The organism is Roseomonas chloroacetimidivorans (genome assembly GCF_049629625.1).
Classification (GTDB): Bacteria; Pseudomonadota; Alphaproteobacteria; order Acetobacterales; family Acetobacteraceae; genus Roseomonas; species Roseomonas chloroacetimidivorans.
In genome coordinates this window covers 1-12,186 of the sequence record NZ_JBNBZS010000119.1, presented here as the reverse complement: position 1 = coordinate 12,186, position 12,186 = coordinate 1, and the positions used below count along the sequence as shown (strand labels likewise).

Genomic DNA, 12,186 nt, shown 5'->3' with positions numbered 1-12,186 from the left:
GGATGGCGGCCGCGAAGGCGGCGGCTGCCGAGTATCGTTCCACAGCGCCTCGCGGGCGCATTCCACAGCTGCAGGGAGGCGCCTTTGCGAGCCGCGTGGCGAATGACGCAGGCAACGCCCGCAAGCTAACGATGGCGGCGCGCAATGGCGGGAAACAATCCGAACGCGATCTGAAAGGTGTCGAGGAGGATTTCGCCGAACTTAACAGGCTGCGGAAATTCGCTGCTCCAGCCCAGCCACACGAACAATCCGAATTGGACAGACCGTGATGTGCACAACACTGCTGTGCCCGAATCGTACGCAGCGTAATAAATTTTCGTAGAAGCCTCGCCAAAATCGAATTTCCGCAGCCTGTTAATGCTCTCCTTGAGGACGAAGGAAAAGAACGTTGAATGCGCTTTCACCGGCCGAAAAGGTGCTCCTATACCTCGGGGTCACCGAGCCGGAGGAGATCGACCTCGACGCGATCGCTTGGCAAATGGGCGTTGTAAAGGTGAAGTACCGGGAGCTGGACGGCTGCGAGGCACGCATCGTCGGAGTCGGCGACAAGGCGATCATCACTGTCGACGAACGTCCCATCCCGCAGCGGAAGCGGTTCTCGGTGGCCCACGAACTCGGGCATTGGCACTTCCACCGCGGCAAGACCCTGCTCTGCCGCTGCGAGGACATCGGAGACAAAAGGGGGGCACAGGACGTCGAGAGGTCGGCAAACCGCTTCGCTGCGGACCTGCTGCTCCCTCCTTACCTCCTGACGCCCTTGGCGCGCCGCCAGCCTCAGCTCACGGTGAAGGTGCTGCGGGAGTTGGCTGGTCGTTTCGGCGCGAGCTTGTCGGCCACTGCTATCCGGCTAGTGGAAGCAGGGCACAGCCCTTCGATGCTCGTCTGCCATGGGCTCCGCGGTAGGAGGTGGTTTGCCAAGTCACCGGATGTGCCCTCGCGTTGGTTTCCGCGTTCAGAGCTGGACGCAGAGAGCTTCGCGTTCGACCTGCTCCACGGACACGGCGCTGAGCAGGCATTTCCCAGGAAAATCGGAGCCGAGGCGTGGTTCGATCGGCCAGAGGCCCAGCGGTACGAGGTTCAGGAGCAGTCCTTCAAGGTCGCCGACGGAGAAATAGTAACCATCCTCTGCATCAAGGATGACGAGATGCTTGAGGAACGTGAAGGACATTGGCGTTGAGCAATCAGGGCGTTCAAGCCAGCAAAGTGTCACCGTTGGGAATGGAAAAGCGGCTTTAACTCATCCTTACCACGATCCACTAAGCTCGGCAGCTTCCGAAATCACCTGTCAGAGCCACGCCCACGTTCCACCTATTGCCTAGCATTACAGTTGCATTTGCGGACGACCTCTGAGTCCATGGGTGAGCATGGTCTGAGGTTTGTGGATGGCGGGCGCGTCAATCGAGACGGTGCTGGAGCTGTGGGCGTCGTCCTTGCGCGAGGCCAAGGCGCGGATCCGGCCGCTGTTCAGTCAGGCGCGTGTCGCGGCATCGGCCGGGCTGTTCCTGGACGGCCTGCTGGGGGCTGAGCGGCGCAAGACGGGATGGATGCGCGCTGAGGCGGCAGGGGATCCTGGGCCGTGGCGCCAGCAGGCCATTCTTGGCCGTGCGCGCTGGGATGCTGATGCGCTGCGCGACATCGTGCGCGAGTACGTGGTCGAGCATTTCGCGACCGAGGACGCGGTGATGGTCATCGACGAGACCGGCTTTCTCAAGCAGGGTAAGTCATCCTGTGGTGTTGGGCGGCAGTACACCGGATCTGCGGGCAAGATCACGAACTGCCAGATCGGTGTGTTCGCGGCACTCGTATCCCGGCACGGGCATGCCTTCATCGACCGCGCTCTCTATCTGCCCAAACGCTGGACAGACGACCCGGCCCGCATGGCGGCGGCCCACGTCCCTGCTGACACCGTCTTTGCGACCAAGCCTGCCATGGCCCTCGGCATGATCGGGCGCGCCATCACCGCGGGGGTCGCCTTTGGTTGGGTCGCGGCCGACAGCGTCTACGGCGTGGGCGACATCGAGATGGCGCTGCGGCGTGCGGGCAAGGGCTATGTGCTGGGCGTGAATGCCACCCACCACTTCGGATCCTGGATCGGCAAGCCCGCGGTTGCCGGGACGGCTGAGGACATTGCCAAGGATCTCGATCCCGCCTCCTGGCAGCGCCTTTCCGCGGGCCCGGGGACCAAAGGCGAGCGGCTGCACGACTGGGCCTATCTCGAACTGGCCGACCTGGACGCGGATGAATTCAGCCCGCAGACATCGGGCCTGTGGACGCGAGGTCTGCTCATCCGGCGCCACATCGCTGATGGCGAGCTGGCCTACTTCACGACCTGGTGCCCGGCAGGCACGCCAATCGAGAAGCTGGTCGCTGTCGAGGGGCATCGCTGGGCCATCGAGGACAGCTTCGAGGCCGCCAAGAATGAACTCGGCCTGACCCACAACGAGACGCGTTCCTGGCACGGTTGGCATCGACACGTCTCATTGGTGATGCTGGCTTTCGCCATGATGGCGGTGATCCGACACCAAGCAAACCTCGCCGACGAGCAAACCTTACCCAGCGTGAGTCGCAAGGGCGGGAGCTCATCCGCTGGTCCATCCAGGAAGTCCGCCGCATAGCGGTCCGCCTCGCCCAACGGAAAATCCGCCCCGCCCACATCATCGCCTGGTCACTCTGGCGACGAGCACACCAAGCCGTTGCCCAACAGGCCCACATCCAACGCAGATCGCAACTGTAATGCTAGGGAAGCGGACGGACAGTTTCCGGCTAAACGCTGCCGGCCGCCGGCTGCTCCCTACGGATAATAAACTCTGAATGTCCGCTTTTGAAAGTGCACCAGATAGTACTGCACAACCAGCCAACTTCTGCAAACCACCCGCATCGGTCATAGGAGCCGGACGAATGTCCGCTCTCAAGCGGGTGAGCGATAACGCTGCCTGTCCCGAGGGACGCGAAGCCGATGCTGGAGCTTCGGCCTTGGTTCTCCAGCCCGGTAAGCGCGCGCTCCTCATCCGTTCCTCTTCTTACAATCCCACTTTCCCCGCCGGGCTCGCGTGGCTGAGCTTGGAGCGACGCACATAGCTCCGCATCGTGGTCAGGCTCCGATGGCGGCTGTGGCCCATGATCTCCTCGTCAGGCACCCCACTGCGATAGGCTGAGGTAATGAACCCGGCCCGCAGCCCGTGCGGGGACACTGGCTCCAGCAGAGTTGCCCTGATTCCGGCTTGGCGAGCCCGCTTCAGCAGAATCAACCGCACGGCCTCACCGGTGAGTGCGCCAGAGCGTAGAGTGCCGTGGCGCGTGACAGCTCGGAAGACCGGACCGCCTTCGATCCCTCCAGCCTCAAGCCACGCCCTTAATGCCCGCACCGGGCAGGTCGCGGCGCTCCGACCCATGGGAATACCAAGGCGGCTGCCTTCGCCTTCCTTGTCGGTCTTGGATCGGGGAATCAGCAGTTCCACGGCCCGGGGCTTCCAGGTCAGGTGCCCGACCTCGATCCCGCAGATTTCCGAACGCCGCAGGGCACCAGCGAAGCCGATCAGCAACATCGCCCGATCCCGCAAGCCCGCGACGTCGTCCTCGCAGACCGCAACGAGCTTCTGGATCTCCTCAAGGGCAAGCGCCTGAGCACGCTTTGGCGGATCGCCATGCGTGCGGCCAATGCCGCGGAGCACATCCCGGATCGCCGCGTGGCGGGTATCCAGGGAGTGTCCCGCCAGCCGGTGGGCACGCGCGATACCGGCAATTTTCCGCCGCAGGGTCGCCCTGGCATATCCTTCGCCGAGTTCGGCCAAGTATTCGCCAACCAGCTCGGGCCGGGCCGGCATGGAGCCGACGTCGCGCGCCTGACACCATTGTGCAAAATGGGTCCAGTCCGCTGTGTAGGCACGAACCGTCGACTGCGCATCGGCCGCGACGAGGTATTGGTCAGCCAGGCGTTTGGCGCGACTGCGAGCCGCGCCGGAACTGGGCGAACCACCCTGTCTTCTGCCTTTTGAGTTGCTCATAGGGCGAGGCTAGAGGCTGGGCCGACCGGCCGTCAACTTGCGATAATCGTCCTTCTCGCAAGTTATTATCTGGACGGGCTTCCGCGAGCTCACACACACAAGATCCTGGATTCCGCGTTGGAAGGGCTCACCTGTGAGCCCCCTCCAGGTCGTCCATAACTAGAGGACCTACGACTTCAGAGGCCGCTCAGCTTCTTCAAGCTAATCTGCGACGACGCTGCCTGCACTGTGAGCAGCCAGTGATCGGTCTGGGTCACCTGGAGGATGTTGCGCGGACGGTGGGCCACAATGTTGGTGCCTCCGGCATGCCTGACGCTATCATAGATGATGCCAGCTCCTCCCGAGGCGCGAATGCGCTCTCCCAAAGATTGGGATGCCGCATAGCTGCCCTCGGCATAGATATCCGGCCGCGCCGTCTGCTGCCCCCGAAGGTCCAGATAGTTCCCGGCGAGTTCGGCCGTATAGGTTCGGAAGGCCCGTTCCAACATAGAGGCGTCGGTAGCAATCGCTTCCCGTCGGAGATGGTGCGCCACCTCAATGGCGGCTGTCCGTAAGGCAGCCGCGGCATACCAGGCGCCCAGATCCGGGCCATTGAAACGCGAGCCGGTGGGCGGAACGTGCAGAAAGGTCGCCATGACAACACTGGAATTTGGCCGGCCGTAGACCCATTCGTCCTCTGGCAACCGGCGTAGCCTCTCTTCAACGAGACGGTCGTTGGTCCACCCGGCGAGTTCCATGACGGCTTCGGCGTCTGCCGCCGTTGCCACGGTATCGAAAAGCCCAATGGGCGGGAACTTTGAGGGAATCAGGCGAAAGGTCGGTTCCGGAGCCCCCGAATACATATCGCTCAAGAGATAACCAGATCCTCGTCGGTGTAAGGACGGAAATTCCGATCAAGGGCTTCGATCGGTTCCATGTAGATACCGCCGCGGGCCGCATCGAGGAACCGGCGAACCGTAAGCAGCCCGTCCTGGGTACCGCTGGTCATCAAGTCAAGCGGAGGCCTGCCGCCGAAGACCGTCGCTCCATGTGGAGTCCGAAGCCACTCTATTCCTTCACGCTCACTGGCATACAGCACACCAAGGGCCTGGTGGATGCCCAGCACTGCGGAAATTCGGGTCAGCACATCAGCATCGAGGGTGATTTCGCCATGCTCCCGGACAGTCTTGGCCCACTTATGGAAGGTCGAGCGCGGCGGATACCCTAGTATCAGGAGCCGTTGAGTTTCATCGAGGGCCCACAAATCCGCGATTGCAAGGAAGGTTCGGAGGCCGGGAGCGCTCAGGCGACGCCGAGTCTCAGGTGCAAAGCGGTTCCGGTCCAGGCGGACGGGCCCAGATCCGATAGGCCGGCGTGCAGCGCTTTGGACACTCGTCATGGGTGGCCCCTTCTGCCTCCTTGTGGACTATGGCCAAATCAGGACAACGTCAAGGAATTTGAAGCCCCTCACCATCAGGCTTTTCCTCAGTCGCGCTATCGGGGCACACCGACACTCAGGCGACGCCGCCCTTTTGCAGGTGGGTATCCCGAGCAAGCGAGGTTCGGGTGAGGTCGGCGCCACGAGGTTTGCTGCTGACCCATCCGCGTTCTGAGCAGCCGCCGACGCCGCTCAACCTCTCAGGCCAAGTGCGCCAGCCCGAACGCCTCGGCGAACTCGGCGTCACGGTCGACCGGCGTCCAGGTCTCGCCGCGCTCGGCAATTCGCACCGCCCTCGCCGCGCCCTCGGCCTCTTCGGTGCAGAGATGCGCCTGCACCAGCAGTTCGGCCGCGCGCGCGCTCAGCTCATCCGCCCGCTGGCCAAGTGCCTCGGTCCTGAAACCACCCTCGGTCTGGGCGTGGGCCAGCTGCTGCAGGGCCTCGCCGGCTGCGACGGCAGCGTCATGGGCGTCACGGCAGGCCGCGACCGCATGGGTGAGCAGCGGCTCCAGCACACGCTGCAGGGCCGCCTGGCGCACCTCGCCGGGCTCGCTCGGCACATGCTCACGGATGGACTCGGCCGTGCCCGCGTCCGCCGCGTCGCGAAGACCCACGACCGGGTAATTGAGGCCGAACGCCTCAGCCACGTTGCCCACCTCGCGAGGGTCGGGCGCGATCTCACGCAGCAGATCCAGCGTCGGCCGGGCCCGACGCTCGACCGGGAAGCGGATGACATTGGTCAGTCCCGGCAGCAGTTCGATGCGCATGATCGGCTCCTCTGAAGTGTGAAATGGATTCTACGGCGAACAAGACAAGAACTCAAGAACAAGTCATTGATATAAAAGACCTTGCAGGATAATGTGCAAAGCGAGTGGCCGCTCTGTGTGGCTCTCACATACTCGCCAAGGGCGACGAACTGCGCGGGCGCGGCGCTGGCTGAGGCTGCGGGGCTGGAGGCACCCCTTCCAGCTTGCGGCGGGCGACCTCGGCCTCAACGCGCAGGTGCCGCAGGTGGTCCTCGGCCGCACGCGGCCCAGCCGTGGCGAGGTTGCGCCGCAACGCCTCGTCGAGTGCCGCGATGTGCCGGGGCAGGCTGGCCCGCACGGCTTCGGCCTGCAGCCGCTGCCGGACCTCCCGGCCGATATTGCGGTCCTCGGCCCGCAGGGTCTGAAAGCGGTGGCTCTGGGCGATGAAGGCGTCGACCGCCATTTCCCGGCCCTCGCGCGCGCCCTGCAGCAGGTCGATGCCGAGCGCCTTGTAGCGCTTGGCCGCCATGTCCTCGGCCACCCGCTCCCAGAGGTCGTGATGGGTGATCGGCCGCGCATCCCCGAGTGCCCGGCGGCCCTTGACCGCCTCGAGGGTTGCGGCCTCCGACACCATGGTCCAGGTCGTGCCGGTCGCCCGGCTCTCGGCGACATAAGCCTTGAACGCGGTTATGCCGGCTGACCCGCGCGGGAGGGCGTTGATGTGCTCGTCCGACGTGATGCCCTGGGCCGCGTCGATGGTCATGGCATGCCCGAAGCCGAGCTTCAGGCGCCCGGTCTCGGCGTCCGCCAGGCGCCGCCACTCCACCGCACCAACCCGGCCCTCCTTGTTGCGGAGGACCAGCGCTTCCGCGGTGTGCCCGACCACCTCAACGATGTCGCCATTGCTGCCGATCCAGCCGCTCTTGCCGTCGATCTTCGCCCAGGTCTTGGCGAAGAGCCGGACCCGGTCGCCGGCCGCGACCGGCAGCTCGTACTGCTCGCCTCGCTGGTCGACGGCCTTGTAGACCACCTCGTCGGCCCCGAGCTCACCCCGCTGGCGCATCCGCTCGCGGATGGCGCGGCTGATGTCCATCGCGTCCTCGTTGGTCAGGGCCGAGATGGTGATGCCGCGCTTCGAGCCGGCGGCGGTCAGGGCATCGCGGCGGCGCATGTAGAAGTCGGCGATCTGCTCGACCACCTGGTCGCGGTCGCCGCCGAGCATCTGGACGGACTCCGCATTGCGTGCCCGCTTGAGTTCTAGAGCCTCGGCCGCCCGGCTCTTATTCCTGTTCTGGCTTTCCCGGAACAGTCCGACGATGCGCCGGTCCTCCTGGTCACGCTGCCGAACGGTGCTGAGCAGCTCCGGCATCTCGGACTTGGGCAGCGCGCGACGCAGCAGCTCGATGGAGTCCCCGGCCTCGATCGCCTGCACCTGCTCCCGGTCGCCCAGGGCCTTGATGGTGAACCCGGTGCGGGCCTGCAGTTCCAGGAGCTCGAGCATGGCGCGCGGGCCCACTTGGCTGATCTCGTCGATCAGCAGCACGGTGTTCCGGGTCGGCTGGAACTCGCCCGAGCGGATGGCCGCGAGCAGCGGGTGCATGGCCAGGGTCGTCTCGACCCCGGCCTCCTTCAGCGCGTCGGCCTGACGCCAAGCAGTAGCCACGCCCACCACCTCCCGGCCGCCAGGGTCGAAGCGGGTGTCCGCCCTCCAGGCCGCGACGAGCGGCTTCATCAGCGTGGTCTTGCCGGCCCCGGCCACGCCGGTCAGCACGGTCAGGGCACCCCCCTGCCCCATGGCATAGATCGCTGCCAGCTGCGCCCGGGCGTGCTCGGGCTTACTGGTGAAGTCGAGGCCGGAGGCGTCCACGGCAGCCTTGATCGCCGCAGCCGGGAGAGCACCAGCCCGGTCACCCGCAGCGCGCCGGCCATGCCACGCCAGCGCCTGCTCGATCCGGATCTGGGCGGTGTTGGTGACCCGGACCTTCTCGCCCGAGTGCCCGACCACCAGGGCCACGTGCTCGCCCCGCAGCTCGATCCCGCGGGCCTCGATCAGCGCCACCACGCGGTCGATGTCGTCCGGCCCGCCTGCGATGCCGGTGCCGATCAGCCCCCGGGCGGCGTACATCCGCAGCTTGTCATAGTCGATCACGGCCGCAGTCTGGAACTCCTTGGCCAGGTGCCGCGCAGCGAACTGGTAGGCCCGGTCGAACCGCTCGGCATCGGTCAGCTTGGGGTGCTCCACCTCGTGCATGACGGTCTTGTGGTGCCAGCCGATATCCTCGGCCTGCTCGCGCCAGATCTCCCGGTCGTTCTTGTTGCCGTGCTTCTCTTGGCGGGAGGCGAGGCCGGTGACGGACAGGATCTTGAGCTTGCCCTCGGCCGAGATCTGGTCCCACTCGAGGCCCTGCCGCTTGGCGTAGGCGCGGGCGCTGCGGAGGACCTGCTTGCGGCCCTTGCTGAACAGGTCGTTGGCCCGCTCCGGGATGGCATCCAGCACGACCGCTTGCTGATCTCTGTCGTAGCTGGTCCGGGCGCCCAACCGGCGCAGCTGCTCGGCGAGCCTGGCCTGGAAGTAGGCTCCAAACTCGTGGACGCGGGAATGGAGCTGCTGCGTATCGAGCGAGCCCACCCGGCCGTCATCGGTCACCACGACATTGAACAGGGCGTTGTGGATGTGGGCGTGCGGGTCGCCGTCGGTCGGCACCGTGGCGAGATAAGTCGCCCCGCCCGGTCCGTCCTGTACCGGGAGGGTCGGCCGGGCCGTGTGGTGGCGGAAGCTGACCCAGGCGACCGCACCCGGGTCGGCCCCCTCTTCGCCACCCTTGCCCTTGCGGGCCCAGCCGAGCTCGCGGGCGACGTAGCGCATCGTGGCGTCGTTGGCCTTGTCGATGGCGTGCCAGATGGCCGCGCTCTCGGCCGGCGTCCCCGCGAACTCGGCTGCCAGTGTCACGGATTTGTGAGAAGCCATGGTCAGGTCGTAGGCGCTGATCTTGCGCTCCTGGCTCGACCAGGCCTCCCCGTTGTCCGCGCGCTTGGCCTCGAAGAGGCGATCAAGCTGGGCGTCCCTAGGCATCCGGGAGGGGTCGATGCCGAGCACCTTGGCCACTGCCTGGGGCATGTCGGGCCGCCAGGTCGCCCGGCTGTCCCGGCCAGTATAATAGGCGGTCAGACGGCCGCCGGGGTCGAGATGCTGGCCCGGCGTGGTGGCGGGGTCGTGGATTGGCTCCGGGGTGTTCTCGGTGAAGTAGGCCCGGATGAGCTTGCCGGCGCTAGAGGCAGCCAGCTTTCGGAAGGTCATCATCCCCGGCTGCTCGTACCGTTCGCACCGGCTCCATTCAGGCCGGGCCGGGTGTCTCCGGGGTAGAGTTGTTGCTGCACCAGCAGGTCCGTGCGCGCGTCGATGCGCTTGAGCAGAACCGCCTGATCGCTGATCAGGCTCACGAGCCCGGCGAGCAGCTCATCGAGGGTCGGCCCCTCGCTCGGCTTGGGCGTGAGCAGCTGGACCACCTGGTCCAGGCGCTCCAACAGCAGCCGCAGCAGGGTCGATTGCAGGGCGAGGACCGCCGCGACGTCCTGATCGGATGTCTCAGTTCGCACCGCTTGTGGGTCTTGTTGGTCAGGCATGCTGCCTCCTGCGTCTGGCAGCAGCGTCGCTCCGGCCCGTGCGAACGGCGATAAGAAGGGCGCGGAGGCGATGCGAATGGCGACAGGAACCGTGCAGGGACCGTGCGCAGGACCGCGCACCCCGCACCTTAGGTGCAATGGTGTATGGAAACACCTTTTCTATGGTCCCCTGATGGTGCCGACATGGTGCCTGGATGGTGACCTCGTGATGCCGGGATGGTACCACGATGGAGAAAAAAGCGCGTCAGCGCGATCCCGTTCGCACGGTTGCCCGGCAAGCTGGATCCATGACAGCTGACAAAGTGCCCCGCGTGGTTAGGAGCATGCGCAAGCGGCCTTTCAAGGGTCGTGGCCAAGTTTACCGATGGCTGCGCAAGGAATACCGCCACCTCACGGCGGCCTTTCAGGAGACCGAAGCGGGCTGGGCCGTCGTGGTGGAAGACATGATCCGCGACGGCGTCGTCGGCTCTCGCGGCGAGCCGCCCAACGCGAAGTCAGCAGCCCGCGTGTGGGCGCGCGTGTGCCGAGACATCGCGGAGAGCGAACGGCAGCGCCGAACCGGCACGGCCGCGAAGCGCGGGCCAGGTCACGCCCCGGCCGGCTGGCGCCCACCCGTCGTGGAGCGCCCGCCGGCGGCTGGTTCGTCGGCTGCAAAAGAGGCGTCTCCATTCGCACGCCCGCCGGATAGCCATGGAGGTGGCGCCTCGGACGACATTACCCCGGAACAGCTGAGGGCCGGTCTCGCAGAGGTCATCGCGAAACGTAGCGGACGAAAGTGAGGGCACAGAATGAACGAGATGAGTAAGAAGTCGGCCCGGCCTGAACCGGCCGAGGCAAGCAAGGCACGGGGCATCACCGTGGCCATGCGCCACGGTCGCGGCCGGGCAGGCGGTAGTACATTCCTGGATCTGCTGGTCCAGATCGGGCGCGCGGAAGGCCGCCCGGTGCTCGTCGCCGATGGCGACAGGCGTAACCCGACGCTGGCCGGGCTCTACCCGCCCGGTTCGGACGGTGGGGCTACTCAGCCCCCCACAGATGAGACCCCAGATGTGAAACAGTGGCTGACGAACAGCATCGAGGAGGCGCTGAGTCTCCAGTCCTCCATTGTCATCGACCTCGGCGGCGGCGACCGGGTCATGCAGGAATATGGACACGATCTGGCGCTCGTGGAGTTCTGCGAGGCGCTGGGTGCCCATCCCCTCGGGCTGTTCTTCGCGGGCCCGGAGTTGGACGACTTCGAGCACGTCCTGGCGATATGGCGAGCGGGATACTTCCGGCCCCGGCGCTCGGTCTTGATATTCAACGAGTATTTGGTCCCTCAGGGCCGTACGCCGCACGGAGCTTTCAATCGGATCATGTCTCAGCCCGGCTACGCCGAGATGACCGATGCCGGTGTGCGGCCGATTTTCCTTCCTCGGCTGCCTTGCATGGAGGAAGTGCGGGAAGCGGGTCTGAGCTTCATCGACGCTGCCGCCGGCAGGGTGGGTCCTTCGGGAAAGCCACTCGGCCCGTTGCGGCAATTTATGGTCAGGCAGTGGATCGACAAGATCCGGGGCGAGTTCGAGCGCATCAAGGCCGCGGAGTGGCTGCCATGAGCGGCGACCTGACCCCCACGTCAGTGGCGGCGGATGATCTACGGGCTGCGGCCGAGGATATGGAGCAGGCTGCTTGGCGGATGGGCCTCGCCCCAAGTGAGCCGCTCGGGATCTGGGTGGCGACGATGCGACGGGCAGTGACCGGGCTCGCGGACCTGACGGAGAGGCAGGCGGAAGCGGTCACAGCCACAGTCGAGGGCACGCAGGCCGTACTGGATGCGGAGGTCGCGAAGCTCCGCACCGTCAGCGAGGCGGCGGCGCACCAGATGCACGAGGCGCAGGCGGTGCTGACCAGGGCGCAGGTCGAGGCCGAGAAGCTGACGCTCAAGACGCTTCAGGACCTGACCCCGAAGATCCTGGAGGAGATCCGTGACGCGGTGGTCATCCGGGAGAAGCGCTACAACAAGAGCATGGAGTGGCGCCGCTACGGGATGGTCGGGCTCGCGGCCGTCTGCCTGCTGCTGGGCGGCTACGCCGGCCGGGCCTGGCAGGACTGGTCGGCAACAACGGCGTTGGCTCACTGCGTCGAGAACCCGCTCGCAGCTGCGGATGGCGAGCGGTACTTGTCAACGGGCGTTGGATCTTCCTCACATGTGGGCTTTGAAAATTCCTCACTTTGGTGGTTTTGGTTCTGCCCTATGGGGTGACCTGTGCCTCTGCTTTGGGTGGCCGCCCCCCGACGGCTTGGAGGGTTGGCGGTTGCGGGTGGGTGGATCAGAGCCTTGGAGCGGATGTGCTCGGGGACGAGATCGGCGTGCTGGCGGAGACGGTAGCTGGCGCCCTCGATCTGGACGACCACG

General features: G+C 65.8%; 12 protein-coding genes. 6 read left to right on the top strand and 6 right to left on the bottom strand.

The window, feature by feature from the left end; all coding sequences use genetic code 11:
• The 3 genes from ACO1BU_RS33310 to ACO1BU_RS33300 all read left to right on the top strand — a co-directional run.
• The coding region (locus tag ACO1BU_RS33310; protein ID WP_424140228.1) for a hypothetical protein at positions 1-269 on the top strand (269 nt) is incomplete at its 5' end.
• A gap of 119 nt (positions 270-388) precedes the next feature.
• Positions 389-1,177 (top strand): ImmA/IrrE family metallo-endopeptidase, encoded by a 789-nt coding sequence (locus ACO1BU_RS33305; RefSeq protein ID WP_424140227.1) that lies wholly within the window; start codon positions 389-391, stop codon positions 1,175-1,177.
• Between the two features lie 205 nt (positions 1,178-1,382).
• Positions 1,383-2,615, top strand: coding sequence for an IS701 family transposase (locus ACO1BU_RS33300; RefSeq protein ID WP_424140230.1), 1,233 nt, complete (start codon positions 1,383-1,385; stop codon positions 2,613-2,615).
• A 405-nt stretch (positions 2,616-3,020) separates the two neighbouring features.
• On the opposite strand, the gene ACO1BU_RS33295 is transcribed toward ACO1BU_RS33300, so the two are convergent.
• From ACO1BU_RS33295 to ACO1BU_RS33270, 6 genes are all read right to left on the bottom strand, one after another.
• On the bottom strand, positions 3,021-3,824 hold the full coding sequence (locus ACO1BU_RS33295) for a site-specific integrase (RefSeq protein ID WP_424140226.1): 804 nt from the start codon (positions 3,822-3,824) through the stop codon (positions 3,021-3,023).
• Positions 3,825-4,180: 356 nt separating this feature from the next.
• Positions 4,181-4,846 carry an RES family NAD+ phosphorylase gene (locus tag ACO1BU_RS33290; RefSeq protein ID WP_424140229.1) on the bottom strand — a complete coding sequence of 222 codons (666 nt, stop codon included), beginning with the start codon at positions 4,844-4,846 and terminating at the stop codon, positions 4,181-4,183.
• 5 nt (positions 4,847-4,851) lie between these two features.
• Positions 4,852-5,247: an MbcA/ParS/Xre antitoxin family protein gene (locus ACO1BU_RS33285; protein ID WP_424140225.1), complete on the bottom strand. Its 396-nt coding sequence runs from the start codon at positions 5,245-5,247 to the stop codon at positions 4,852-4,854.
• Positions 5,248-5,621: 374 nt separating this feature from the next.
• On the bottom strand, positions 5,622-6,188 hold the full coding sequence (locus ACO1BU_RS33280; RefSeq protein WP_424140224.1) for a hypothetical protein: 567 nt from the start codon (positions 6,186-6,188) through the stop codon (positions 5,622-5,624).
• Positions 6,189-6,312: 124 nt separating this feature from the next.
• Positions 6,313-9,468: a MobF family relaxase gene (gene mobF / locus ACO1BU_RS33275; protein ID WP_424140223.1), complete on the bottom strand. Its 3,156-nt coding sequence runs from the start codon at positions 9,466-9,468 to the stop codon at positions 6,313-6,315.
• Positions 9,465-9,791: a hypothetical protein gene (locus ACO1BU_RS33270; protein WP_424140222.1), complete on the bottom strand. Its 327-nt coding sequence runs from the start codon at positions 9,789-9,791 to the stop codon at positions 9,465-9,467. The genes mobF and ACO1BU_RS33270 overlap by 4 nt, the downstream gene beginning before the upstream one ends.
• A gap of 323 nt (positions 9,792-10,114) precedes the next feature.
• Here ACO1BU_RS33270 and ACO1BU_RS33265 point away from each other — a divergent pair, with 323 nt between their 5' ends.
• The 3 genes from ACO1BU_RS33265 to ACO1BU_RS33255 are packed head-to-tail and all read left to right on the top strand — an operon-like array spanning position 10,115 to position 12,033.
• Positions 10,115-10,570: a hypothetical protein gene (locus tag ACO1BU_RS33265; RefSeq protein WP_424140221.1), complete on the top strand. Its 456-nt coding sequence runs from the start codon at positions 10,115-10,117 to the stop codon at positions 10,568-10,570.
• Positions 10,571-10,579: 9 nt separating this feature from the next.
• Positions 10,580-11,386, top strand: a complete 807-nt coding sequence (locus tag ACO1BU_RS33260; protein WP_424140220.1) for a hypothetical protein — start codon at positions 10,580-10,582, stop codon at positions 11,384-11,386.
• Positions 11,383-12,033 (top strand): hypothetical protein, encoded by a 651-nt coding sequence (locus ACO1BU_RS33255; protein ID WP_424140219.1) that lies wholly within the window; start codon positions 11,383-11,385, stop codon positions 12,031-12,033. Before ACO1BU_RS33260 ends, ACO1BU_RS33255 begins: the two co-directional genes overlap by 4 nt.
• The last annotated feature ends 153 nt before the right edge of the window (positions 12,034-12,186 follow it).

Excerpts from the sequence above, each read along its gene's own strand:
- ACO1BU_RS33300 (WP_424140230.1), top strand. The coding sequence starts at position 1,383 with ATGGCGGGCGCGTCAATCGAGACGGTGCTGGAGCTGTGGGCGTCGTCC.
- ACO1BU_RS33295 (WP_424140226.1), bottom strand. The coding sequence starts at position 3,824 with ATGCCGGCCCGGCCCGAGCTGGTTGGCGAATACTTGGCCGAACTCGGC.
- ACO1BU_RS33290 (WP_424140229.1), bottom strand. The coding sequence starts at position 4,846 with ATGTATTCGGGGGCTCCGGAACCGACCTTTCGCCTGATTCCCTCAAAG.
- ACO1BU_RS33280 (WP_424140224.1), bottom strand. The coding sequence starts at position 6,188 with ATGCGCATCGAACTGCTGCCGGGACTGACCAATGTCATCCGCTTCCCG.
- mobF (WP_424140223.1), bottom strand. The coding sequence starts at position 9,468 with ATGATGACCTTCCGAAAGCTGGCTGCCTCTAGCGCCGGCAAGCTCATC.
- ACO1BU_RS33270 (WP_424140222.1), bottom strand. The coding sequence starts at position 9,791 with ATGCCTGACCAACAAGACCCACAAGCGGTGCGAACTGAGACATCCGAT.
- ACO1BU_RS33265 (WP_424140221.1), top strand. The coding sequence starts at position 10,115 with ATGCGCAAGCGGCCTTTCAAGGGTCGTGGCCAAGTTTACCGATGGCTG.
- ACO1BU_RS33260 (WP_424140220.1), top strand. The coding sequence starts at position 10,580 with ATGAACGAGATGAGTAAGAAGTCGGCCCGGCCTGAACCGGCCGAGGCA.
- ACO1BU_RS33255 (WP_424140219.1), top strand. The coding sequence starts at position 11,383 with ATGAGCGGCGACCTGACCCCCACGTCAGTGGCGGCGGATGATCTACGG.